Below are 23,733 nucleotides of genomic sequence, written 5' to 3'. Positions count from 1 at the left end.
TGGGGGGAGAGTCCGCCTCCCCCCTCACCACTCCCCCTCACCCCTCCCACCTCACCCCGCCTTAGCCACGCCCCCACCCCCGTCGCCGAGCACCCGTACCACCGACTCATAGGTCACCCCATGGTCGGCGAGGACCTCGGAGACAACGCCGCGACCGCTCGTCAGGGCGAGCAGGATGTGCTCGTCGCCGATCCGGCGTTCGCGGCGGGCGAGGGCGATGTGGAGGGACTGTTCGAGGACGTCCTTGGCGGCGCGGCTGAAGGAGCGGTGACCGCGCCACCAGCTCTTGTCCTGGCGGTCACCGGACATCGCGCCGACGCCGTGCACCTCCTCGACACGGGAGACGACCTCGGTGACATCGATTCCGAGCCCGGCGAGAGCGTCGGCCTCGGCCTTGGACAGCCCGGCCCGGCGGCGGGCGTCGGTGAGAGCCGCCTTGATGGCGTCGCCGCCGTCACGGAGTCCGAGGGCGGCGAGCGCGAAGGAACCCTTGCCGCCGGGCCCGTCGGCAAGGGCCAGCAGCAGATGCTCGGTATCGACGGTGCCGGAGCCCGCTCGCTCGGCCTCGTCGACCGCGCCCGTGACGACCTCGCGGGCATCCTTGGTGAACCGTTCGAACATCATCGCCTCCCGTACTTCTTGTGCACGGCCTGCCTGCTGACCCCGAGTTCCGCGGCGATCTCCTGCCACGACCACCCTTGATTGCGCGCGCTGCGCACCTGCACCGCCTCCAACTGCTCCAGCAGCCGGCGCAGCGCGGCGACGGCCCGCAACCCGACCCGCGGGTCGCGGTCACCGGCGCGTTGAGCGAGATCCGTTGCTTCGGTCATGACGTCAACCTACATTGACACCTCTCGAACGTCAACCACAGTTGACGCGAAGGGCGCAAGAAAGGCGGGCGGACGGACGGACATCCCAGCCCCACCCACTCACCCGCCTCCGCGATCAACCAACCACCGGCATTACCGATGCCCCAGCACGATCTTCCCGAACAGCCCACCGGACTCCATCCGCTCGAACCCTTCCCGCGCCCGGTCCAGCGGCAGCACCTGGTCGATGACGGGCCGGACCCCCGTGGCGGCACAGAAGGAGAGCAGGTCCTCAAGCTCGTCCTTGGTGCCCATGGTGGAGCCGACGATCTTCAGCTCCAGGAAGAACACCCGGGTGAGTTCGGCGTGCGAGGGCCGGTCGCCGCTGGTGGCGCCGGAGATGACAAGGGTGCCGCCGGGCCGCAGGGACTTGATGGAGTGCGACCAGGTGGCGGCGCCGACGGTCTCGATCACGGCGTCGACGCGCTGCGACAGCCGCGCCCCCGGCTCGACCGCTTCGACGGCGCCGAGTTCCAGGGCCCGCTTGCGTTTGCCCTCATCACGGCTGGTGGCGAAGATCCGCAGCCCGGCGGCCTTGCCGAGCACGATGGCGGCGGTGGCGACCCCGCCCCCGGCGCCCTGGACGAGGACCGAGTCACCGGGCCGTACACCGGCGTTGGTGAAGAGCATCCGGTAGGCGGTGAGCCAGGCGGTGGGGAGACAGGCGGCCTCCTCGAAGGAGAGTTCCCGGGGCTTGGGCAGGACGTTCCAGACGGGTACGGCGACCTGCTCGGCGAAGGTGCCCTGGTAGCGCTCGGTGAGGATGGAGCGGGGCTCCTTGGGGCCGACGCCGTGTCCGGTCTGGCCGATGACGGAGTGCAGCACGACCTCGTTGCCGTCCTGGTCGACCCCGGCGGCATCGCAGCCGAGGATCATCGGCAGCCGGTCCTCCGGGAGCCCGACGCCGCGCAGGGACCAGAGGTCGTGATGGTTGAGGGAGGCGGCCCTGACATCGACGACGGTCCAGCCGGGAGGGACCTCGGGGGCGGGCCGCTCCCCCAGTTCAAGTCCGTCGAGCGGTCGGTCACGGTCGATACGGGCGGCGTAGACAGCGAACATGCCGCCGACGATAGGCCGCCCACCCACCCCAAGGAACAAGCCCACCCTGTGACGCATCCCCCCTTGCCAACAAACAGACGGCGGGAACAACGCCCTGCCTCTAGGGACGCGAGCAACTCCGCGCCCCCCGTGGACGCCGGCAACTGCCCGTCCCCAGGACACGGGCAACTCCGCGCCCCCCGTGGACACCGGTAACCGCCCGCCCCCAGGGGCGCGGGGAACTGCGCGACCAGCCACCCCCCACCCGCACCACCCCCACCACCCCGTCACCCCCCACCCCCTGGGCCGACGCCCCCCGTCAAACAAACCCGCACGGGTGGGCGGGTGGGCAAAGAAAAAGGCCCCGCCCAAACAGACGGGGCCCCAAACACCAGCTCAGGCCAGCGCAGCGCTAACGTCGCGCAACCCCATCCGCCCGAGCCGCCGCAGCCACCGCCGAGGTGACCGCAGGAGCAACCCGCTCATCGAACGGGGAGGGGATCACATAAGCCGCCGACAGATCGTCACCGACCACCCCCGCGAGGGCCTCCGCCGCCGCCAGCTTCATCCCCTCCGTGATCCGGGAGGCCCGCACCTGAAGGGCCCCCGCGAAGATCCCGGGAAAGGCGAGGACGTTGTTGATCTGGTTCGGGAAGTCGGAGCGCCCGGTGGCGACCACGGCCGCGTACTTGTGCGCGACGTCGGGATGCACCTCGGGATCCGGGTTGGCCATGGCGAACACGAACGAGCCCGGCGCCATGGAGGCGACCGCCGCCTCCGGCACCGTACCGCCGGAGACGCCGATGAAGACGTCGGCGCCCGCGAGCGCCCCCTCCAGCGACCCGCTCAGGCCGGCCTTGTTGGTGAAGGACGCAAGCTCCCGCTTGACCGGCGTGAGGTCGTCCCGGTCGGCCGAGACGACACCGCGGCGGTCGGTCACCGCCACGTCCCCGATCCCGGCGTCGATCAGGATCCTGGCGATGGCGACCCCGGCCGCACCGGCGCCGGAGATCACCGCCCGCAGCTCCCCCAGCGCCTTCCCGCTCAGCCGCGCAGCGTTGCGCAGCGCCGCCAGCGTCACGACCGCCGTACCGTGCTGGTCGTCATGGAAGACGGGGATGTCGAGCCGCTCCTGGAGCTTGCGCTCGATCTCGAAGCACCGCGGCGCCGAGATGTCCTCCAGGTTCACGCCGCCGAAGGACGGCGCGAGCCGCACCACGGTCTCCACGATCTCGTCCACGCCCGTGCAGGCCAGCGCGATCGGAACGGCGTCGACGCCGCCGAACTGCTTGAACAGGATCGCCTTGCCCTCCATCACCGGGAGGGACGCCTCGGGACCGATGTCCCCGAGGCCGAGCACGGCCGTGCCGTCGGTGACGACGGCGACGACCGAGGACTTCCAGGTGTAGTCGTTCACCAGGTCCGGCTGCTCGGCGATCGCGCTGCACACCTTCGCGACGCCGGGTGTGTATGCGAGGGACAGGTCGTCCTTGTCACGCACCGGCACGGTGGCCTGCACGGCCATCTTGCCGCCACGGTGCAGCGCGAACGCCGGATCGATGGAATCGAGCGAACCGAGGGACTCCCCGGCTCCGCGATCCGTGCCCGTGCCGGCGCCGCGAGGATTGACGATCTCCGCTGCCACGTTGTCTGACCCCTTAGATGTTCATGGTTGAGGGTGGCCGCCTCTGGTCCAAGAGGCGGGCGGGACCGTGCACGACCTGTGGATGCTGTGATGCCGACGGGCGTGCACGACGGGCACGCCGCACACGCGCCCTGTGCCCCGGATGAGGGGTGTAAAGAACCTTCATACCTGACGACCGGCGTCGCGGACGAGTCCATAACGCGAAGGTCACACGCATCACGCGAAGATCACGGGCCACCGGCCCGGCGCCCCGGCACCCGCACGGCGACACATCCGCGAATATCGACACAAGGACAGACGAAATCCTCGTCGAACACGCATTCGTCAGCAAACAGGCCACACCAGCCGCCCCCACGACGAGCCTCACCGGAGATCTTCCGGTCAGAAGCACCGTTTTCTGGAGAAGGTCCGGCCGTGATGTACCGGAGTGGTGCGGTTCGCGGGTGGCCCGTTATCCGATTTTGACATGACTGCCCCCCTGCACGCCTCCGTCCGAATGGCAAGATGCCGTCATCACACAGGGTCGCGACACTCGAAGACGTGTGTTGATCCGGCCCCGTCGGCAGCTCTCTCCACTCTCTCCACCCGCCGGAGGAATCCACCATGACCGCAAGCACCATCCGTCGTACGACCGCCACCCGCTCGCGGCTGGCCGCGGTCGGCTCGATCGCGGTCGCAGGCGCCCTGCTGCTCACCGGTTGCGGTGACCAGACGGAGAGCGGCGGCGGTTCGGACAGCTCCGACGCCGCCTCCACGTCGGCGGCTCCGCTGGCCGACCAGCTGCCCCAGGAGATCCGCGACGCGGGCGTGATCAAGGTCGGTTCGGACATCGCGTACGCGCCGGTCGAATTCAAGGACGAGGCGGGCAAGACGGTCGGTATCGACCCGGACATCGCCGCGGCGATGGGCAAGCAGCTCGGGGTCACGTTCGAGTTCGAGAACGGCACCTTCGACACCCTGATCACCGGTCTGCGCTCCCAGCGCTACGACATCGCCATGTCCGCGATGACCGACACCAAGGACCGCCAGGACGGCGTCGACTCCGACACCGGCGAGCAGGTCGGCGAGGGCGTCGACTTCGTCGACTACTTCACCGCGGGCGTCTCGATCTACACCGAGAAGGGCGACGACCAGGGCATCAAGACCTGGGCCGACCTGTGCGGCAAGACGATCGTGGTGCAGCGCGGCACGGTCTCCGACGACCTCGCCAAGGCCGAGGCCGAGAAGTGCCCGGCGGACCAGAAGCTCACCATCGAGGCGTTCGACAACGACCAGCAGGCCCAGACCCGGCTGCGCGCGGGCGGCGCCGACGCCGGTTCCTCCGACTTCCCGGTCGCCGCGTACGCCGTGCAGACCTCCGGCGGCGGCGAGGACTTCGAGCTGGTCGGCGAGCAGGTCGAGGCGGCACCGTACGGCATCGCGGTCGCCAAGGACGACACCGAACTGCGCGACGCGCTCAAGGCGGCCCTGGACGCGGTGATCGCCAACGGCGAGTACGCGAAGATCCTGGAGAAGTGGGGCGTCACCGACGGCGCCGTCACCACCGCCACCATCAACGGCGGCAAGTGACCGCGGGCGCGGGCGGGCACTGAAAGGCACCACGCGTGACTGTTGACATCGACAAGAAGGACGGCCCGGCGGGACACACCCCGCCGGCCGGACCGGGAGCCATCAAGGCCATCCCGGTCCGCCACTACGGACGCTATCTCGCGGCCGTCGTGGCTCTCGCCCTGCTGGGCTCCATCGTCTACGCGTTCTCCCAGGGCAGGATCAACTGGGGCGCGATCCCGGACTACTTCTTCGACGACCGGATCCTCGGCGGGGTCGGCAAGACCCTGCTGCTGACCGTGCTGTCCATGACGATCGGCATCGTCGGCGGCATCCTGCTCGCCGTCATGCGGCTGTCGAAGAACCCGGTGACCTCGTCCATCGCCTGGTTCTACATCTGGTTCTTCCGGGGCACCCCGGTCCTGGTGCAGCTGGTGGTCTGGTTCAACCTGGGCCTGGTCTTCGAGTTCATCAACCTCGGCCCGTTCTACCGGGACGAGTGGTCGGACTTCATGACCCCGTTCCTGACCGCGCTGCTGGGCCTCGGCCTGAACGAGGCCGCGTACATGGCGGAGATCTGCCGCGCCGGTCTGCTCGCGGTGGACGAGGGCCAGACGGAGGCGTCGCACGCGCTGGGCATGAGCCAGGCCAAGACCCTGCGCCGGATCGTGATCCCGCAGGCGATGCGGGTGATCGTGCCGCCGACCGGCAACGAGGTCATCAACATGCTGAAGACGACCTCGCTGGTGTCGGTCGTCCAGTACTCCGAGTTGTTCCGGGTCGCCCAGGACATCGGCCAGACCTCCGGCGCCCCCGCCGAGATGCTCTTCCTCGCCGCGGCCTGGTACCTGCTGATGACCTCGGTCTTCAGCGTCGGCCAGTACTACCTGGAGCGGTACTACGCGCGTGGCTCCAGCCGCCGGCTGCCGCCGACCCCGTGGCAGAAGGTCAGGACGCAGCTGTTCTCGTTCGGCCGCCCGAAGGGAGCCACGGCATGACACGCGAGTCCGGTGTACCCATGGTGAAGTCCGAGGGCGTGCACAAGTCCTTCGGCCCCGTCGAGGTGCTCAAGGGCATCGACCTGGAGGTGGCGGCCGGTGAGGTGTTCTGCCTGATCGGCCCGTCCGGCTCGGGCAAGTCCACCTTCCTGCGCTGCATCAACCACCTGGAGCAGATCAACGCCGGGCGGCTGTACGTCGACGGCGAGCTGGTCGGCTACCGGCAGAAGGGCGACAAGCTCTACGAGCTGAAGGACAGCGAGGTCGCGCTCAAGCGCCGGGACATCGGCATGGTCTTCCAGCGCTTCAACCTGTTCCCGCACATGACCACGGTCGAGAACATCATCGAGGCCCCGGTGCAGGTCAAGGGCGTCGCCAGGAACCAGGCCCGGGAGCGCGCGATGCAGCTCCTGGAGCGGGTGGGGCTCGCCGACAAGGCCAGGAGCTACCCCTCGCAGCTCTCCGGCGGCCAGCAGCAGCGGGTCGCCATCGCCCGCGCGCTGGCCATGGACCCCAAGCTGATGCTGTTCGACGAGCCGACCTCGGCCCTGGACCCGGAGCTGGTCGGTGACGTCCTCGACGTCATGCGCGATCTGGCCGAGTCCGGCATGACGATGATCGTCGTCACCCATGAGATGGGCTTCGCCCGCGAGGTCGGCGACAGCCTGGTCTTCATGGACGGCGGCGTGGTCGTGGAGTCCGGCAACCCGAGGGACGTCCTGACCGACCCCCAGCACGAACGGACGAAGGCCTTCCTGTCGAAGGTGCTCTGAGCGACGTACGACGACCTGAGGGCAGGCCGACGAAGGGGCGGTACGGGAATCTCCGTACCGCCCCTTCGTCACCCAGAGTCGGGGGCCCTACTTGAGGGCGAGCAGCAGCGTGTCCGAGGGCGAGCACCACACCGCGCGCGCCTCACCGAACCCGGCCTCGCGCAGTACCCGGGCGTGCCAGGCGGCGGAGGGCATGTCGCCGTCGGCGTGGTCACCGTAGATCTCGAAGCGGCGGGCGGTGGGCGCGGCGAGGACCGGGTCCTGGGCGGCGAGCTGCCACCATGCGGCCCAGTCGACGGCCCCGTCGTTCTTGGCCTGTTCCATGCGCTCGTGGCGCAGCGCGCGCTCGGCGGCGTTGATCCGGGGGGTGGTCTCGTCGATCATGTGATCGGCGTTCAGGTATACGCCGCCGTCGCGGACCAGCTTCGCCACCTGACCGTAGAGAGCCGCCAGCGGCTCCCTGCGCAGCCAGTGCAGGGCGGTGGCGGTCAGGACGGCGTCGTAGGAGTCGTACGGCAGGGTGGAGGGCCAGTGCGGGTCCTTCAGGTCGGCGGTGACGAAGGTGACCCGGCCGTCGTCGGCGAAGGTGCCCTCGGCGATGGCGAGCAGGGCCGGGTCGAGGTCGATGCCGGTGCTGACCGCGCCGGGGAAACGGTCGAGGAGGCGGGCGGTGATGGAGCCGGTGCCGCAGGCGAGGTCGAGGACGCGGGGGGTGCGGCCGACGGTGGCCTCGACCATGTCGAGCATGACCCGGAAGCGCTCCTCGCGGTCGGGCATGTACCACTCCTGCTGGCGGTCCCAGCTGTGCTGCCAGCCCTGCCAGTCGGTCCCGGCCGCGGTGATGTCCGTCATCGATGCCCTCCGTCGCATACGCGTACGCAATACCCTGGTAATACCCTGACTGCACGACCGGCCATTACCCCGACCGCATCACGACAATAAAGCCCCTCCGTAAGGACTACAAGTGGAACTGGCCTATTACTCGGATTACGCGGTGCGGCTCGTGAACAGCGAGGAACCGGAGCGCGGCAAGGACACGCTGACCTCGGTGGAGGCCGTGCGCGAGCTGTTCGGGGCCAATCAGTCGGCGGCCCGCCGGGCCACGGACGCGGACGTGACGCGCTTCAGGGCGGTCCGCGCCAGGCTCCGCGCGGTCTTCGAGGCGGCGGACGCGGGCGACGAGACCCTCTCGGTCGACCTGCTGAACTCGCTCCTGCTGGAGTTCCCGGTGAGCCCGCAGATCTCCGGGCACGACATCCGCGACGACGACGGCCGCCCCCTGTGGCACATGCATCTGGCCGACCATCCGTCGAACGCGACGGCGGGGTACGCGGCCATCGCGGCGATGGGCCTGGCCTTCCATCTCACCGAGCACGGTGTGGACCGGCTCGGCCTGTGCGAGGCGTCCCCGTGCCGCAACGCCTACCTCGACACCTCCACCAACCGCTCCCGCCGCTACTGCTCCGACCGCTGCGCCACGCGGGCGAACGTCGCCGCCTACCGGGCCCGCAAACGCCTGGAGGCCGACCGGACGGACAAGACGGGCCGGGCCGCCGACACCCCCCAGCGCAGCACCGCGAACGGCGCCCGCTGACCGGCGGGGAACGGCCGGTACCGAAACCGGACCCGCCCCAGCACCAGTTCCTCCGGGACGACCCCGTAGTCCGTGCTGTCCCCCCCGGCGAACGCGTTGTCCCCCAGCACCCACCACCCGCCCTCGCGCCGCTCGGCGGCCCGCTTGACGACCAGCAGGTCCTGCTGGAACGGATGCCGCAGCACGATCACGTCACCGACCCTGATCCGGGCGCCGTAGTGCACCACGAGACGGTCCCCGTGACGCAGCGTGGGCACCATCGACGGCCCGGTCACCTCGGCCAGCCCGAAGGGCAGCACAACCCCCCGGCGCTCGCCCTCCTGCGACAGTTCCGGCATCCCGGCACCTCCCCGGTCCGATCCTCCACCAGTCTCAGTCTGACCCCGGACTTTTGTCCTAAGCCCATGGGGGCACCCGCGAAAACCCGTCCCTCAGGGAGTAATGTCCCACCTGAGAAGACGATCACGAGGGAGGAATGCTCCATGCTTTCCCGCCTATTTGCCCCCACGGTCAAGGTCAGCGCACACTGCGACCTGCCCTGCGGCGTGTACGACCCGGCCCAGGCCCGCATCGAGGCGGAGTCGGTGAAGGCCGTGCAGGAAAAGATGGCCGCCAACGACGACCCGCACTTCCAGGCGCGTGCCACCGTCATCAAGGAGCAGCGCGCGGAGCTTGCCAAGCACCACGTCTCCGTCCTGTGGAGCGACTATTTCAAGCCCCCGCACTTCGAGAAGTACCCCGAGCTGCACCAGCTCGTGAACGAAACCCTCAAGGCCCTCTCCGCCGCCAAGGCCTCCACGGACCCGGCGACCGGCCAGAAGGCCCTGGACCACATCGCCCAGATCGACAAGATCTTCTGGGAGACGAAGAAGGCCTGACGCCAACCCGTCGCGCCTCGATCACAGGCAAGAGTCAGGGCCGGACAGCACCCTCGGGGCCAGCTGCCCGGCCCTGGCTGTGCCCGCCCACGAGGGAGCCGTCGCCCCGGTGACGGGACCCAGGTGTCCGCCCCAAGGACGCAGGAAGACGAACAACTCCCCTACCCGGACAGTTCCGCCCCCAGCCGAGCCGCCCGCGCCCGCAGATAGCGCTGCTCGGGCAGGCTGAGCGTCCGCGCGGCGGCCGACTCATAGGCGGCGCGCGCCTCCTCGTACGCCCCCGCCCGCTCCAGCAGATGCCCGCGCACCGCGTCGATCCGGTGACCCGGGTCCGGGCCCAGCGCGTCCAGCGCCGCGAGCCCCGCCCGAGGGCCGTCCGCCATCGCGACGGCGACCACGCGGTTCAGCCGCTCGACGGGGCCGGGCACCAGGCGGACGAGGACGTCGTAGAGGCCGAGGATCTGCCGCCAGTCGGTCCCGGCGGCGGTCGGCGCCTCGTCGTGGACGGCGGCGATGGCCGCGCGCAGTTGGTACGGGCCCGGGCGGCCCCGCTCCAGCGCCCGGGTGATCAGCTCGACCCCCTCCTCGATGGCCGCCTTGTCCCAGCGCTCGCGGTCCTGTTCGTCCAGCGGGACGAGGTCGCCGTGCGGTCCCGTACGCGCCTCGCGGCGGGCGTCGGTGAGCAGCATCAGCGCGAGCAGCCCGGCCACCTCGGTGTGCTCGGGGAGCAGCCGATGCACGGTACGGGTCAGCCGGATCGCCTCCTTGGCCAGTTCCCGGCGCTGGAGGCGCGGCCCGGACGTCGCCGTATAGCCCTCGTTGAAGATCAGGTAGAGGGTGTGCAGCACGGCCGGGAGCCGGTCCGCCCAGGCTTCGGGGCGGGCGAAGCCGACCCCGCGCACCTTCCGCTTGGCCCGGCTGATCCGCTGGGCCATGGTGGCCTCGGGCACCAGACAGGCGCGGGCGATCTCTGCCGTGGTCAGCCCGCCGACCGCACGCAGGGTGAGCGCGATCTGCGCGGGCGCGGTCAGCTCGGGGTGGCAGCACAGGAACAGCAGCGTCAGCGTGTCGTCCTCGCGCGGCGCGCGCTCCGCGCCGGGCGGCGGGGCGGTGAACGTGTCCCGCGGCGCCAGCGCGGCGGCCCGTTCCTCACGCCGCCGCCGCGCCTCCTCGCTGCGCAGCGCGTCCGTCAGCCGCCGCGCCGCCACCTTGATCAACCAGCCCCGGGGATTTTCCGGAATCCCCCGCTCCGGCCACTGCTCGGCCGCCGCGATCAGCGCCTCCTGTACGGCGTCCTCGGCGGCGTCGAAATGCCCGTACCGCCGCACCAGCGCGCCGAGGACCGATGGAATCAGGTCACGCGCGGCGCGCTGGGCGGCGAGGGAGGGATCGTCGCCGACCCCCGGTTCCGGTGTCACGACCGGCTCAGATCTCCCCGGCGCCGTCGAGGATGGGCCGGATCTCCACCGGGTACACGGGGGCGCCGGCGGGCTGCGGACACGCGGCGATCCGTGCCGCGATCTCCGTGACCCGCTCCATGCTCGCGCACTCCAGCACCCAGTAACCGGCCAGCATCTCCTTGGTCTCGCCGTACGGGCCGTCCGTGACCACCGGCTTGCCGTCCTCGCCGGGCGAGACATGCCGCACCCGCGCCGGGGCGGACAGGCCCTGGGCGTCGATCAGCTCACCGCTCTCGGAGAGGTCGTCGCTGACCGCGCTCATGAAGGCGTACATCGCCTGGAGATCCTGCTCGCCCCACGCCGGTGAGAACTCCGACGCCTTGCCCTCCATCGCGTCATAGTCGATCTGCGCACCCAACACCATGACCAGGTACTTCATCGTCTCGCTCCTTCGTTTTCGACTCGGCCGCCTCCATCGGGCGGCGGCTCTCGGACGGAACGTCGGAGCCGATCCGGGATCCTCGACACCTGGCCGGGAAATTCCCTGACACATTCTCTGGCGAGTTCTTGGGCGACTCGCTCGGACGGGTACGGGGCGTCACGGGCGCGGGCGACTGCGACACCGGTGACGGGACATAGGGGCTACGGGGCTACGGGGCCGGGGGTGCCCGGTGGCGGCAGGTGTCAGGGCGCGGGGTGCGCGCCCGGCGCCTTCCCTGTGACGGCGTGCGCCTCCCCCACCACGGGCTGAGCACCGGCCCGGACGGCCTGCTCCGCACCGCCCGTCTCCCCCACCGCCTCCGCTCCCGCTTCTGCCTCGTACGAGGCACACTCGCGGTTCCGGCACGGCCCCGGAACCCACCTCGGCACCCATGCGCCCAGCGTCTTGTAGCGCTTCACGACCGTTTCGACCGGCTGTCCGCAGACGGGACAGGCGGTTCCTTCGCTGTCCATGCCCTCAGCGTAGGACGGCGGGCCGCTCCCCGCCCCCCGCCGTCGGCATGCCGGAGCCGTAGACGATCGGATAGCTCTTGACGACGATTTCGTCGATCTCCTCGAACAGCGCACCCCGCGAGCCGCGCGCCCCCGCACAGATAGACACCGAGGCCGCCCTCCTCCGCCTTCAGTTCCCTGATCTTCCCCATCACATCGGCCGGGACGATCCCGACGTCCGGTTCCGGGGACTCCCCGAGCGTGCTGGAGGCGACGTACTGCCGCATATGGGCGTACGGGCTGGTCACGCCCTCGTTGAGCGCGACGTCTCCGGGTACTCCGAGGAGAGGAACCCGAGGGATTCCTCGTCCACGAATCGGACCATCGCCGACGCGTCACCCTGCGGGTCGCCGATGAATCCGTCCAGGGAGCAGGCGACGAAATACGTGAGCCTGCGCAAACCGGCCTCTTCTCTCTCGACCAACCCGACCCGCCCGCCCGCCCGCCGGGATGACAACTGTAGTTGTAGTACTCCAATCGTAGTGGTCACAGTCTTTATCGCGGCGCGCCTCGCGACACCGGGCGACGCGAGGCACGTATCCGCAGGTCAGGACGGGTTCGGCTCCCGCCACATCGGCCACATCGTCGGGCCGTCCGGCAGCTCCAGCGGCTCCCCGACCAGCTCGAAGCCCATCCGCTCGTACAGCACCCGGCTGCGCGCGCTGCTCGCCTCCAGATAGGCCGGCACCCCGTCACGGTCGCAGCGGTCGAGCACCCTGCCGATCAGCTCACCGCCGAGTCCCTGCCCCTGCCGCCCGGGGACGACCCCGATCATCCACAGGTACGCGTGCGCCCGGCCCGTGGGATGGATCTCGGCGGTGAGCCGCGCGATCTGCTCCACGCGCGCGTTGCCGGGATCGACGGTCTCCCGCAGCCGCGCGGCCTCGTCGCCTTCATCGCCTTCAGCGACCTCTGCGCCTTCATCGACTTCCGCGCCTTCGCCGGCCGGGGCGGCCCCGTCCCGCGGAGCGCCGTGACCGTCGTCGTCCGGTATCGACAGCCACAGCGCGCAGGCCGTCTCGTCCTCGGTGATGTCGATACGGCCTTCCGCGAGCACGGTGTCGGTGAAGGCCGCCATGAGACGGTGATGGGTGCTCCGGCGGTACTCCTCGCCGGGAAAGACCCAACCGCTCACCGGATCGTCCTGGAACGCCTCGTCCAGCAGCCGGACGATCAGTTCCCGGTCGTCCTCGCCCGCCGCCCGAATCGCCACGCCCATGTTTCGCCCCTCGCCTCAACACACGCTGTCACTCCGGCGGTTGAAGGGTAGCCGGGCGGCACCGGTGGTGGCCGGACGAAAGGTGAGTCCCGCACACAGTGGCGCTGTACGGGACCCACCCTGCCGGAGCCGGAGCGTCCGGAGCGGCCTCCGGGACGAGACGGCCCTCAGGCCCTCCCCGGCACCCGGCCCCGCCTCAACTGCTGCGCCTGGTCACGAACTCCGCGAGGGACAGCAGACCGCCCGCCGCCTCCGGGTCCGGGATCGCGCGGGCCAGTTCGTCCATCGCGCGGGCCATCCGGTCGGCCGCCTGGGTCTGCGCCCAGTCCCGGCCCCGGCCCGCTCGATGGCCGACGCCGTGCGCTCCAGGTCACGCTGGTCGTACGGCTCCCCGTACAGCGCGGCCAGTTCGGCCGCCTCGGGCCCGCCCGAGGTGAGCGCGGCGACCACCGGCAGGGACTTCTTGCGGGCGGCCAGATCCGCACCGGCCAGCTTGCCGGTACGGGCCGGGTCGCCCCAGATGCCGATCACATCGTCGATCAGCTGGAAGGCGAGCCCGGCGGCCCGCCCGAACGCGTCCAGCGCCTCGACATCCTCGTCCGCCGCGCCCGCGTACAGCGCGCCGACGGCACACGCGCAGCCGATCAGCGCGCCCGTCTTGGACTGGGCCATGGTGAACACCTCGTCGAGGGTGACCTCGTCGGGTGCCCTGTCCTCCATGGCGGTGTCCGCGTGCTGCCCCTCGCACAGTTCCACGACGCAGGCGGCGAGCCGGGCCGCGGCCCGCGGGGCCGCCGGGTGCGGGTCCTGTGCGAGCAGCAGCATGGCCAGCGCCTGGAGGGCGTCCCCGGCCAGGATCGCGTCGGGGTCGCCGAACACGGTCCAGGCGGTGGGCCGATGACGCCGGGTGACGTCCCGGTCCATCACATCGTCGTGCAGCAGGGTGAAGTTGTGCACCAGCTCCACCGCCGCCGCGGCCCGCACCGCGCCCGCGCGGGCGCCCGGACCGCCGAGCGACTCGGCGGCGGTGAGCACCAGCGCCGGGCGGATCGCCTTGCCGGCGCCGCCCGTCGCGGGCGTGCCGTCGGGGTTCTCCCAGCCGAAGTGGTAGCGGGCGACCCGGCGCATCTGGGACGGCAGGGTGTCGATCGCGGACCGCAGTTCGGGATCGACGTCCGCCTTCGTGCCGTTCAGGATCACGGCCGCCTCCGGCCCGTCGTGCGGGCCGGGGCGGTCGTCCGGGGGTGTGGCGACGGTGTTCTCCCGCGCCTCGCCGGTCCGTCCTGCGGTGTCACGCGTCATGGACTCGGCCATCGGATCCCCCTTGAGAAGCCCGCGGACGGCGCGGTCGCCGCTCCGGCCGGTGGCGCACTCCGGGGATGTACCCGCCCGGTGGGGCGGGGACACGGCGCAGGCGCGGGAGGGGTCACTGCCAGCGGCCGATCTCGACGTTCTCCAGCACGCCGAGCGCGTCCGGGACCAGCACGGCCGCCGAGTAGTAGGCCGTGACGAGGTACTTGATGATGGCCTGTTCGTTGATGCCCATGAACCGCACCGACAGGCTCGGCTCGATCTCGTCCGGCAGACCGGACTGCCGCAGCCCGATGACACCCTGGTCCTGCTCGCCGGTACGCATGGCGATGATGGAGGTCGTACGGGCCTCGCTGATCGGGATCTTGTTGCTCGGGTAGATCGGCACTCCGCGCCAGGTCGGGATGCGGTTGCCGCCGATGTCGACGGTCTCCGGGACCAGCCCGCGCCGGTTCAGCTCCCGCCCGAACGCGGCGATGGCGCGCGGGTGGGCGAGGAACAGCTTGGTGCCGCGGCGGCGGCTGAGCAGTTCGTCCAGGTCGTCCGGGCCGGGCACGCCGTCGTGCGGCTGGATCCGCTGGTCGTACTCGCAGTTGTTCAGCAGCCCGAACTCACGGTTGTTGATCAGCTCGTGCTCCTGGCGCTCCTTGAGCGCCTCGACCGTGAGCCGCAACTGCTGCTCGGTCTGATTCATCGGCTGGTTGTACAGATCGGCGACGCGCGAGTGGACCCGCAGCACGGTCTGGGCGACGCTCAGCTCGTACTCGCGCGGCCGGGCCTCGTAGTCGACGAAGGTGTGCGGGATGTCCGGCTCGCCGGAGTGACCGGCCGCGAGGTCGATCTCCTTCTCGCCGTACTTGTTGGTGCGCTGCGCGGGGATCGCGCGCAGCTCCTGGAGATGCTCGCGCAACGATTCGGCACGCTCGGCGACCTGCTCGAAGTGCGTCCGCGACAACACCAGCACGGTGCACGCCGTGGCCGCGCGGACGGTGAACTCCCAGATCTCGTCGGGGTCCAGCAGCGCCTGGTCTCCGAAGTACGCGCCGTCGGCGAGCGCCCCGAGCACGGCTTCGTCGCCGTAGGGCCCGGTGCCGACCTTCTCGACCCGGCCGTGCGCCAGCAGATACACCTCGTCGGTCGGGTTGCCGAAGGAGGCGATCACCTCCCCCGCGGCGATCTCCCGCTGGCTGCACCGCGCCGCCAGTTCGGTCAGCACCTCGCCGTCCTCGTACGACCGCAGGGCCGGCAGTTCGCCCAGCTCCGCGGGGATGACCTCCACCCGGTCCCCGGTCTTCACAAAGGTGATGCGGCCGTCGCCGACGGCGTAGCTCAGCCGCCGGTTCACCCGGTACGTGCCGCCCTGCACATCCACCCACGGCAGCGTCCGCAGCAGCCAGCGCGAGCTGATCTCCTGCATCTGCGGCACGGACTTGGTCGTGGTGGCCAGGTTCCGCGCGGCTGCCGTGCCCAGACTCTGCTGCGGCTTGCCCTGCTCTGCGCGGACCTCTTCGCCTACCGACATATGGAATTGCCCTCCCAGTCATACCCGGGCAGCGATCTGCACCGGGCACCGAACTCCGTGGGACAGCGTTTCATCACCCAGGGTGCCGGTGCTATTACCCGAAAGAGCGGGACTGGATCACCGCGCGCCGGGGCATATTTGAGGCTCTCGACCGGCGGACGATTCCGCCCGCACGCCCCCCTCGTAGCCCCCTCGTAGCCCCCTCCTACCCACTCCGACCGTTCCCGTACCGGAACGGATCTGTCCGAATCCGCTCGCACGCTGTACGAACGGATGGTTCGGAGTGTGTGCATTCGGTACAAGCAGCGGTACGAGACGGCCGCGACCGGCGGTTGGCGCTCAGCTGTGCGAAGGAGGCGGTCATGGCCCCACCCATGTCCGCGAACACGTTTCTGAATGCGCTCCGCGACGAGGGACTGAAGGTCGTGGAGGTCGGCGACTGGCGCAACCACAACCGCAACAGCAAGGGCCCGTGGGGGCCGGTGCACGGCGTGATGATCCACCACACCGTCACCAAGGGCAGCGCGAAGACCGTCCAGATCTGCCGCGACGGCTATGCCTCGCTGCCCGGCCCGCTCTGCCACGGTGTCATCACCAAGGACGGCACGGTCCACCTGGTCGGCCACGGCCGCGCCAACCACGCGGGCTCCGGCGACGACGACGTCCTCAAGGCGGTCATCGCCGAGAAGGCACTCCCGCCGGACAACGAGGCGAACACCGACGGCAACACACATTTCTACGGCTTCGAGTGCGAGAACCTCGGCGACGGCAAGGACCCGTGGCCGGCCGCGCAGCTCGACGCCATCGCCAGAGCCGCCGCCGCGGTCTGCCGCGTCCATGGCTGGACCGAGCGGTCGGTGATCGGCCATCTGGAGTGGCAGCCCGGAAAGGTCGACCCGCGCGGCTTCACCATGGCGTCGATGCGGGAGCGGGTGAAGGAGCGGCTGAAGTAGCCGCGCCCGACCGTCGCCGGGCGCGCGGCGACATGGCCGACAATGGGCCGATGACCAGCCCCGACGCCGTCGCCGCGCTGCGCCCCCGGCTCCCCTCCCCGCTCGTGGAGGTGTCCGACACCCGCTTCGCGCGCCATGGCGTCGGCCTCCTCCTCAAGCGGGACGATCTGATCCACCCGTCGCTGATCGGCAACAAGTGGCGCAAGCTGGCACCGAACCTGGCCGCGGCGGCGGGCCGTACGATCCTGACCTTCGGCGGCGCCTACTCCCACCATCTGCGCGCCACCGCCGCCGCGGGCCGCCTCCTGGGCCTGTCCACGGTCGGGGTGGTCCGCGGCGACGAACTGGCCGGCGCCCCGCTCAACCCCTCCCTCACCCGCTGCGCCGCCGACGGCATGCGCCTGCACTTCGTCGACAGATCGACGTACCGCCATGCGACGCGGCCGGACACCCTCGCGGCGATCCTGCGCGCGACGGACGCCGAGGACGCCCATGTCGTCCCCGAGGGCGGCAGCAACACCCACGCGGTACGGGGCTGCCGGGCGCTCGGCGAGGAACTGCGCGGCTCGGCGGAGGTGGCCGCCGTCCCCTGCGGCACCGGCGGCACCCTGGCGGGCCTGGCCGCGGGCCTGGCCCCCGACCAGCACGCTCTCGGCGTTCCGGTCCTCAGGGGCGGCTTCCTCGGCGCGGACGTACGCGCCCTGCAAACCCGCGCCTTCGGCGGCCCGCGCGGCGCCTGGAGCCTGGCCGACGGTTTCCATTTCGGCGGCTACGCGCGCGTGCCGGAGGAACTCGACACCTTCGCGGCCGACTTCGAACAGCGCCATGGACTGGCTGTGGAACGTCTGTATGTCGCCAAGTTGCTCTATGCCCTTGTCGCCCTGGCGCGGGAGGGCGCCTTCCCGCGCGGGACGGGCGTGGCGGCGGTCATCACGGGGGCGCCCTTCACCGGGGACGCCGATGGCTCGGGGAAAGGCTCCTAGGCCCCTTACGCCGACGCCTCCCGGTACGCCGCCGCCTCTTCCAGGTCGAGGCGGCGCAGGAGCGTGCGGAGCATCTCGTCGTCGATGTAGCGCAGGTCGCGCAGGCGGACGAAGACGTCCCGTTCGGCGCCGATCATCTCCCGGGAGAGCCGGCGGTAGGTGTCGTCGACGGTCTCGCCGGTGATGGGGTTGGGCTGGCCCAGGCGTTCCCACACGGAGTTGCGGCGGCGCTCCAGGACCGTGCGCAGGCGGTCGGCGAGGGGGCCGGGGAGCGCGTTGCGCTCGTCTTCGAGGAGTTCGTCCAGGCGGGCCTCGGCGGCCCGGGACGCCTGCGCCTGCGCGTTGGCCTCGGCCAGTGTCTCGGCCTGGCTGTCCTTGCCGGGCAGTTTGAGCGCGCGGATGAGGGGCGGGAGGGTGAGGCCCTGGAGGACGAGGGTGCCGATGACCGTGGTGAACGTCAGGAACAGGATCAGGTTGCGCCCGGGGAAGGGCTCGGAGTCGTCCATGGTGACCGGGATGGAGAAGGCGATGGCGAGCGACACCACGCCGCGCATCCCGGCCCAGGAGATGACGAAGGCGCCCTTCCAGGTCGGATTGTCCTCTCGTCTGCGCACCCGCGCGGAGAGGATCCGGGGCAGGAAGGCCGCCGGATAGACCCAGATGAAGCGGGTGACCACGACCGCCAGGAAGACGGCGACCGCGTACCAGACGGCGTCCGCCACCGCGTACTCCCCGAGGCCGCGCAGCACCACCGGCAGCTGGAGGCCGATGAGGGCGAAGACGGCCGACTCCAGGACGAAGGCGACCATGCGCCATACGGCGTCCTCCTGGAGGCGGGTGGCGAAATCGACCTCCCACGCGCGATGCCCGAGATACAGCGCCACGACGACGACGGCCAGCACCCCGGAGGCGTGCACCTGCTCGGCGACAGCATAGGCGGCGAACGGGATGAGCAGGGAGAGCGTGTTCTGGAGCAGCGCCTCCTTGAGGTGGATGCGCAGCCAGTGGATCGGGAACATCAGCAGCACCCCGATGCCGATGCCGCCGACCGCCGCGATCACGAACTCGCCGATCCCGCCCGCCCAGCTCGCGCCCTCGCCGACCGCCGCCGCGACGGCGACCCGGTAGGCGGTGATCGCGGTGGCGTCGTTCACCAGCGACTCGCCCTGGAGGATCGTGGTGATCCTGGACGGCAGCCCCACCCGGCGCGCGACCGCCGTCGCGGCGACCGCGTCCGGCGGCGCCACCACCGCGCCCAGCACCAGCGCGGCGGTCAGCGGCAGCCCCGGTACGAGCAGATAGGCCGCGTATCCGACGGCGAGCGTCGCGAAGAGCACGTACCCGACGGACAGCAGTGCCACCGGCCGCCATTGCGCGCGCAGGTCGAGATAGGAGCTGTCGGTGGCGGCGGTGTGCAGCAGCGGGGGCAGCAGCAGCGGCAGCACGATGTGCGGGTCCAGCGCGTAGTCCGGGACTCCGGGTACGTACGACACGGCCAGCCCCACCGTCACCAGCAGCAGCGGGGCGGGCACCGGGGTGCGCCGGCCGACCGCGGCGACCGCGGCGCTGCCCGCCACCAGCAACAGCAGCGGCATCACGTCCATGCGCCATCCCCGCCCTTCGTTTGCGCGCGGTCACCCGCACACCCGTCGTAATCTGGCAATCATGAAACAGTGCACGCACGTCGACGCGCTGCCGCACCCGGAACCGGCTCCGCTCAGCGAGACCTGCCTGGAATGTCTCGCCGACGGCACGAACCCGGTGCAACTGCGGCTCTGCCTCTCCTGTGGCCACGTCGGCTGCTGCGACTCCTCGCCGCACCGGCACGCGACCGAGCACTACAAGGGTTCCGGTCACGCGGTGATGCAGACCTTCGAGCCCGGCGAGAACTGGCGCTGGTGCTTCATCGATCATGTCCTGGTGTGATCCGCGGCCGACATCATGTGATCCTTGGCCCTCACCATGTGATCCGGGACGGGTCCGGATCCGGGACGGTTCGACCGTCTGACGTCTGGGTACGTCAATGCGGCGCGCGCTCTTCCCATTTGGGCCCGCCACACCCCTAGCCACGGAGCGTATCCGAGGGTTTACTATGAGTGACAGCAAGGGGATGGGGTCACGGGGACAGCATTGTTGAGAGCGCGGTAGCGTCACCGCTGAACGACACATCGCGTTACCCCCCGGGGGGCGACCCTCGGCCCCGAACAGCTTGTACCACCTTGGAGGTGAGGGTGTCCCAGATCGCAGGCGAGCCCGCGACCCAGGACTTCGTGGAAGTCCGGCTGCCGGCCGCGGGTGCCTACCTGTCGGTGCTGCGGACGGCCACGGCCGGCCTCGCGGCCCGTTTGGACTTCACCCTGGACGAGATCGAGGACCTGCGCATCGCGGTGGACGAGGCCTGCGCGATCCTGCTCCAGCAGGCCGTGCCGGGCTCCGTGCTCAGCTGTGTCTTCCGATTGGTCGACGACTCGCTGGAGGTCACCGTCTCCGCGCCGACCACGGACGGTCACGCCCCGGCGCGGGACACCTTCGCCTGGACCGTGCTGTCGGCCCTGGCGGGCAAGGTCTCCTCCGCGGTGGACGACGACAAGACCGTTTCGATCAGCCTGTACAAACAGCGCGGCGCGGGACCCGGGCCGGCGTGAAGGACGGGGACGGGCCGGTGCGGGACGATGAGCGCGGCACACGGGAGCGTGCGGCCGAGGGCGCCACGGATGCCCCGGGCGGCTCCCGGCCCATGGCGGACGGCATCGGCATCGACGCCATCCCCGAGCAGGCCCGGCCGCACCCGGAGGACGTGTCCGGCGACGCCGCGCGGACCGGCTCCCCGGGCGAGGGACGGAATCAGGAAGATGCCGTGCAGAGCACGCCTCTGTCGCGGCGGAGCGGGGTGTCCCCTGTCCGGGCTGACGCTGAGGCTCGGGGAAGGGCAACGGGCGGGACGATGAGCGAGCACGAGCGAAACTCCGAGCATGCCGCGCCGGGCGCGCAGAGCACGCAGAGCGCGCCGGTCACTCGGCACGACCCCCACGACCGCAGCGGGGCGCGTGCGATGTTCGTGGAGCTGCGCAAGCTGAAGGAGGGCAGCCCGGAGTACGCGGAGCTGCGCAATCGGCTGGTCCGCATGCATCTGCCGCTCGTGGAGCACCTCGCGCGCCGGTTCCGCAACCGCGGCGAGCCGCTGGACGACCTCACCCAGGTCGCCACGATCGGGCTGATCAAGTCCGTCGACCGCTTCGACCCGGAGCGCGGCGTGGAGTTCTCCACGTACGCCACGCCGACGGTCGTCGGCGAGATCAAGCGGCACTTCCGCGACAAGGGCTGGGCGGTGCGCGTCCCCCGCCGCCTCCAGGAGCTGCGCCTGGCGCTGACGACGGCCACGGCCGAGCTGTCCCAGCTGCACGGCCGCTCCCCCACGGTCCATGAGCTGGCCGAGAAACTGGCGATCTCGGAGGAGGAGGTCCTGGAGGGCCTGGAGTCGGCCAACGCGTACTCCACGCTGTCCCTGGACGTCCCCGACACCGACGACGAGTCCCCCGCGGTCGCCGACACACTGGGCGCGGAGGACGAGGCCCTGGAGGGCGTCGAGTACCGCGAATCCCTCAAGCCGCTGCTGGAGGATCTGCCTCCGCGCGAGAAGCGCATCCTGCTGCTGCGCTTCTTCGGCAATATGACCCAGTCCCAGATCGCCCAGGAGGTCGGCATCTCCCAGATGCACGTCTCCCGTCTGCTGGCCCGCACCCTGGCCCAGCTCCGGGAGAAGCTCCTGGTGGAGGAGTGACGGGACGCGGCGACGCACGGAGCGTCGGCATCCTCCGCGCGGGCTACTTCGGCTTCGCGTCGTCGGCCATCGCGCCCGGTCCCCGGATGTCCAGGGCGCGGGTCGTCTCCCCGTTCACCAGCAGGCCGAGGGCCACCACCGCCGCCACCCCCAGGGCGATGCCCGCCGGGATGGCGGCGCTGTCGGTCTGGAGGAGGTTGTAGGCGACGGGCAGCGCGATGATCTGGGTGATGACGGCGGGACCGCGGCTCCAGCTGCGGCGGTTGAGCAGACCGCGGGCGGCGAGCAACGGCAGCAGGGCGAGGACGACGAGGGTGAGACCGCCGGTGACGGCCTGCTGCCGGTCGTCCGGGTCGCCCGCGAGCCCGAGGACGAGGATCCACACACCGCCGACGACGAGCGCGAGCCCTTCCAGGCCGGTCAGCGCGGCCGCGTACAGCAGCCGGCGAGGGCGGGGTGCGGTGGCTTCCGGCGTGGGATTCTGGTCACTGCTCACCCCAGCAGGGTAGCCCTCGGGGGGTACGCCACCCCGTACGGGCCCTGGGCGTCCGGGCCGACGCCAGCCCCGGTACCCCTGCCCGATCCCCTCCCCCGTCCCCGCTTCACGGCTGGGACCGGGTACCACCGAATAGGTACGCTGCAACCCATGCGTGCACTCCTCGTGGTCAATCCGGCGGCAACCACCACCAGCGCGCGCACGCGCGATGTGCTGATCCACGCGCTCGCGAGCGAGATGAAGCTGGAAGTGGTCACCACCGAGTACCGCGGCCACGCCCGCGACCTGGGCCGCCAGGCGACGGACAGCGGCAACATCGACCTGGTGGTGGCGCTCGGCGGCGACGGCACGGTCAACGAGGTCGTCAACGGCCTGCTGCACTCCGGCCCCGATCCGGACCGGCTGCCCGGCCTCGCGGTGGTCCCCGGCGGCTCCACCAATGTCTTCGCCCGCGCCCTGGATCTCCCCAATGACGCCGTCGAGGCCACCGGCGCCCTGCTGAACGCCCTGCGCGAGGGCACTGAGCGCACGGTCGGCCTGGGCCTCGCCGCCGGGACGCCGGGCACGGAGGACGAGGCGGTGCCGTCCCGCTGGTTCACCTTCAACTCGGGGCTCGGTTTCGATGCCGGGGTCGTGGGGCGGGTCGAACAGCAGCGCGAGCGCGGCCGGAGATCGACGCACGCGCTGTATGTGCGCCAGGTGGTGCGCCAGTTCCTGGGCGAGCCCAGCCGCCGGCACGGTTCCATCACCTTGGAGCGGGCCGGTGAGGATCCGGTGTCCGATCTGGTGGTGTGCATAGCCTCGAACACCGCGCCCTGGACGTTCCTGGGCAATCGCCCGATGTACGCGTCGCCTAAGGCGTCGTTCGATACCGGCCTCGATGTCTTCGCTCTCAGTCGGCTGTCCACCGCCGCGGTTGCCCGATATGGCACACAATTGCTTACTTCGTCCCCCGAGCGGGGACCGCATGGCAGGCACGCCCTCTCACTCCATGACTTGGACCAGTTCACCTTGCATTCGAAGGTGCCATTGCCGCTTCAGATGGACGGTGACCACCTGGGGCTGCGTACCAGCGTGACGTTCACAGGTGTACGCCGTGCACTGCGTGTGATTGTGTGAGCAGAAGGGGCTAAAGTCCTTTCACTCGAACGTTTAGGCCAGGGTCCACCCCATGGAAGTACGGCTGTGATGTAGTCGACACCGAGGAATCAAAAAAAACTTTTCAGAAGGGGTTGTATCCGCCGCTGAGGTTTGCGAGTCTCTACGTGGCGATCGAGACGGCCCGCAACACCGGCCTCCACAGATCACCGGAACCCCTCTTCAAACCCACAGGACCACGCCAGGGAAACCTGACGGTCGGCCCTTCCCTTGTTGAGGGATTCGTGAAAGCGTTCACATTCACAAGCAATCAGTACGTAATACCAAGGAGAGGTAGCAGCCATGGACTGGCGTCACAACGCCGTTTGCCGCGAGGAAGACCCCGAGCTCTTCTTCCCCATCGGCAACACCGGTCCTGCGCTGCTGCAGATCGAGGAAGCCAAGGCCGTCTGCCGTCGCTGCCCGGTTATCGAGCAGTGCTTGCAGTGGGCGCTTGAGTCCGGTCAGGACTCCGGCGTCTGGGGTGGTCTCAGCGAGGACGAGCGCCGCGCCATGAAGCGCCGCGCCGCCCGCAACCGGGCCCGTCAGGCCTCCGCCTGACCTACCCGCCCCGTACGACAGCCTGAGCTTGGCG

General features: G+C 70.5%; 25 protein-coding genes and 2 pseudogenes. 12 read left to right on the top strand and 15 right to left on the bottom strand.

What is annotated here, in order from left to right:
- Positions 1-51: 51 nt before the first annotated feature.
- The 4 genes from ACFRFC_RS28610 to ACFRFC_RS28595 all read right to left on the bottom strand — a co-directional run bounded on the left by ACFRFC_RS28610 (position 52) and on the right by ACFRFC_RS28595 (position 3,552).
- Positions 52-621 (bottom strand): Clp protease N-terminal domain-containing protein, encoded by a 570-nt coding sequence (locus ACFRFC_RS28610; RefSeq protein ID WP_382692940.1) that lies wholly within the window; start codon positions 619-621, stop codon positions 52-54.
- Entirely contained in the window at positions 621-830 is a 210-nt protein-coding gene (locus ACFRFC_RS28605; protein WP_382692900.1) for a helix-turn-helix domain-containing protein, read from the bottom strand. The genes ACFRFC_RS28610 and ACFRFC_RS28605 overlap by 1 nt, the downstream gene beginning before the upstream one ends.
- 132 nt (positions 831-962) lie before the next feature.
- Complete coding sequence (locus ACFRFC_RS28600; protein WP_382692901.1) at positions 963-1,928, bottom strand: zinc-binding dehydrogenase; 966 nt, start codon at positions 1,926-1,928, stop codon at positions 963-965.
- Positions 1,929-2,319: 391 nt separating this feature from the next.
- Positions 2,320-3,552: an NADP-dependent malic enzyme gene (locus tag ACFRFC_RS28595; protein WP_382692903.1), complete on the bottom strand. Its 1,233-nt coding sequence runs from the start codon at positions 3,550-3,552 to the stop codon at positions 2,320-2,322.
- Positions 3,553-4,155: 603 nt separating this feature from the next.
- Here ACFRFC_RS28595 and ACFRFC_RS28590 point away from each other — a divergent pair.
- Genes ACFRFC_RS28590 through ACFRFC_RS28580 form a run of 3 tightly spaced genes read left to right on the top strand, consistent with a single transcriptional unit; the run spans position 4,156 to position 6,871 of the window.
- Positions 4,156-5,121, top strand: a complete 966-nt coding sequence (locus ACFRFC_RS28590) for an ABC transporter substrate-binding protein (RefSeq protein WP_382692905.1) — start codon at positions 4,156-4,158, stop codon at positions 5,119-5,121.
- 35 nt (positions 5,122-5,156) lie between these two features.
- Entirely contained in the window at positions 5,157-6,098 is a 942-nt protein-coding gene (locus ACFRFC_RS28585; RefSeq protein WP_382692906.1) for an amino acid ABC transporter permease, read from the top strand.
- On the top strand, positions 6,095-6,871 hold the full coding sequence (locus ACFRFC_RS28580) for an amino acid ABC transporter ATP-binding protein (RefSeq protein WP_382692908.1): 777 nt from the start codon (positions 6,095-6,097) through the stop codon (positions 6,869-6,871). Before ACFRFC_RS28585 ends, ACFRFC_RS28580 begins: the two co-directional genes overlap by 4 nt.
- 87 nt (positions 6,872-6,958) lie before the next feature.
- Here the strand turns inward: ACFRFC_RS28580 and ACFRFC_RS28575 are convergent, their stop codons facing one another.
- Entirely contained in the window at positions 6,959-7,723 is a 765-nt protein-coding gene (locus tag ACFRFC_RS28575; protein WP_382692910.1) for a class I SAM-dependent methyltransferase, read from the bottom strand.
- Between the two features lie 112 nt (positions 7,724-7,835).
- Here ACFRFC_RS28575 and ACFRFC_RS28570 point away from each other — a divergent pair, with 112 nt between their 5' ends.
- The gene (locus ACFRFC_RS28570; protein ID WP_382692911.1) at positions 7,836-8,465 is read left to right on the top strand and encodes a CGNR zinc finger domain-containing protein; all 630 of its coding nucleotides are present in this window, start codon (positions 7,836-7,838) and stop codon (positions 8,463-8,465) included.
- On the opposite strand, the gene sodX is transcribed toward ACFRFC_RS28570, so the two are convergent.
- Complete coding sequence (gene sodX / locus ACFRFC_RS28565; protein WP_382692912.1) at positions 8,369-8,803, bottom strand: nickel-type superoxide dismutase maturation protease; 435 nt, start codon at positions 8,801-8,803, stop codon at positions 8,369-8,371. The two genes, ACFRFC_RS28570 and sodX, sit on opposite strands and share 97 nt — an antisense overlap.
- Before the next feature lie 144 nt (positions 8,804-8,947).
- Here sodX and sodN point away from each other — a divergent pair, with 144 nt between their 5' ends.
- Positions 8,948-9,343, top strand: a complete 396-nt coding sequence (gene sodN, locus ACFRFC_RS28560) for a superoxide dismutase, Ni (RefSeq protein WP_382692913.1) — start codon at positions 8,948-8,950, stop codon at positions 9,341-9,343.
- A 161-nt stretch (positions 9,344-9,504) separates the two neighbouring features.
- On the opposite strand, the gene ACFRFC_RS28555 is transcribed toward sodN, so the two are convergent.
- The 7 genes and pseudogenes from ACFRFC_RS28555 to ACFRFC_RS28525 all read right to left on the bottom strand — a co-directional run bounded on the left by ACFRFC_RS28555 (position 9,505) and on the right by ACFRFC_RS28525 (position 15,788).
- On the bottom strand, positions 9,505-10,698 hold the full coding sequence (locus ACFRFC_RS28555; RefSeq protein ID WP_382692942.1) for an RNA polymerase sigma factor: 1,194 nt from the start codon (positions 10,696-10,698) through the stop codon (positions 9,505-9,507).
- 70 nt (positions 10,699-10,768) lie between these two features.
- Positions 10,769-11,182: a YciI family protein gene (locus tag ACFRFC_RS28550; protein ID WP_382692914.1), complete on the bottom strand. Its 414-nt coding sequence runs from the start codon at positions 11,180-11,182 to the stop codon at positions 10,769-10,771.
- A 245-nt stretch (positions 11,183-11,427) separates the two neighbouring features.
- Complete coding sequence (locus ACFRFC_RS28545) at positions 11,428-11,697, bottom strand: hypothetical protein (RefSeq protein WP_382692916.1); 270 nt, start codon at positions 11,695-11,697, stop codon at positions 11,428-11,430.
- Positions 11,698-11,725: 28 nt separating this feature from the next.
- Positions 11,726-12,136: pseudogene (locus ACFRFC_RS28540) on the bottom strand (dihydrofolate reductase family protein); the annotation flags it as partial.
- 147 nt (positions 12,137-12,283) lie between these two features.
- Positions 12,284-12,955: a GNAT family N-acetyltransferase gene (locus ACFRFC_RS28535; protein ID WP_382692918.1), complete on the bottom strand. Its 672-nt coding sequence runs from the start codon at positions 12,953-12,955 to the stop codon at positions 12,284-12,286.
- Between the two features lie 196 nt (positions 12,956-13,151).
- Positions 13,152-14,257 (bottom strand): annotated as a pseudogene (locus tag ACFRFC_RS28530) (family 2 encapsulin nanocompartment cargo protein polyprenyl transferase).
- Between the two features lie 124 nt (positions 14,258-14,381).
- Positions 14,382-15,788 carry a family 2B encapsulin nanocompartment shell protein gene (locus ACFRFC_RS28525; RefSeq protein ID WP_382692919.1) on the bottom strand — a complete coding sequence of 469 codons (1,407 nt, stop codon included), beginning with the start codon at positions 15,786-15,788 and terminating at the stop codon, positions 14,382-14,384.
- Positions 15,789-16,150: 362 nt separating this feature from the next.
- Here ACFRFC_RS28525 and ACFRFC_RS28520 point away from each other — a divergent pair, with 362 nt between their 5' ends.
- Positions 16,151-16,741, top strand: a complete 591-nt coding sequence (locus tag ACFRFC_RS28520) for an N-acetylmuramoyl-L-alanine amidase (protein ID WP_382692921.1) — start codon at positions 16,151-16,153, stop codon at positions 16,739-16,741.
- 50 nt (positions 16,742-16,791) lie between these two features.
- Entirely contained in the window at positions 16,792-17,724 is a 933-nt protein-coding gene (locus tag ACFRFC_RS28515; RefSeq protein WP_382692923.1) for a 1-aminocyclopropane-1-carboxylate deaminase/D-cysteine desulfhydrase, read from the top strand.
- A 5-nt stretch (positions 17,725-17,729) separates the two neighbouring features.
- Here ACFRFC_RS28515 and ACFRFC_RS28510 read toward each other — a convergent pair whose 3' ends face one another.
- Positions 17,730-19,328 (bottom strand): Na+/H+ antiporter, encoded by a 1,599-nt coding sequence (locus tag ACFRFC_RS28510; RefSeq protein ID WP_382692925.1) that lies wholly within the window; start codon positions 19,326-19,328, stop codon positions 17,730-17,732.
- Between the two features lie 61 nt (positions 19,329-19,389).
- Here ACFRFC_RS28510 and ACFRFC_RS28505 point away from each other — a divergent pair, with 61 nt between their 5' ends.
- The 3 genes from ACFRFC_RS28505 (at position 19,390) to ACFRFC_RS28495 (ending at position 21,505) form a co-directional block, all read left to right on the top strand.
- Positions 19,390-19,650, top strand: a complete 261-nt coding sequence (locus ACFRFC_RS28505; RefSeq protein ID WP_382692927.1) for a UBP-type zinc finger domain-containing protein — start codon at positions 19,390-19,392, stop codon at positions 19,648-19,650.
- 305 nt (positions 19,651-19,955) lie between these two features.
- Positions 19,956-20,369: an anti-sigma regulatory factor gene (locus ACFRFC_RS28500; protein ID WP_030784224.1), complete on the top strand. Its 414-nt coding sequence runs from the start codon at positions 19,956-19,958 to the stop codon at positions 20,367-20,369.
- 17 nt (positions 20,370-20,386) lie between these two features.
- On the top strand, positions 20,387-21,505 hold the full coding sequence (locus ACFRFC_RS28495) for an RNA polymerase sigma factor SigF (RefSeq protein ID WP_382692943.1): 1,119 nt from the start codon (positions 20,387-20,389) through the stop codon (positions 21,503-21,505).
- 43 nt (positions 21,506-21,548) lie between these two features.
- On the opposite strand, the gene ACFRFC_RS28490 is transcribed toward ACFRFC_RS28495, so the two are convergent.
- Positions 21,549-22,001, bottom strand: a complete 453-nt coding sequence (locus ACFRFC_RS28490; RefSeq protein WP_382692930.1) for a hypothetical protein — start codon at positions 21,999-22,001, stop codon at positions 21,549-21,551.
- A 150-nt stretch (positions 22,002-22,151) separates the two neighbouring features.
- Here ACFRFC_RS28490 and ACFRFC_RS28485 point away from each other — a divergent pair, with 150 nt between their 5' ends.
- Positions 22,152-23,120 carry a diacylglycerol/lipid kinase family protein gene (locus ACFRFC_RS28485; protein ID WP_382692931.1) on the top strand — a complete coding sequence of 323 codons (969 nt, stop codon included), beginning with the start codon at positions 22,152-22,154 and terminating at the stop codon, positions 23,118-23,120.
- 321 nt (positions 23,121-23,441) lie between these two features.
- Positions 23,442-23,699, top strand: coding sequence for a WhiB family transcriptional regulator (locus ACFRFC_RS28480; protein WP_003992873.1), 258 nt, complete (start codon positions 23,442-23,444; stop codon positions 23,697-23,699).
- Positions 23,700-23,733: the final 34 nt, after the last annotated feature.

Source organism: Streptomyces sp. NPDC056734, assembly GCF_042790455.1.
Classification (GTDB): domain Bacteria; phylum Actinomycetota; class Actinomycetes; order Streptomycetales; family Streptomycetaceae; genus Streptomyces.
This window is presented reverse-complemented; position numbering and strand designations above follow the sequence as displayed.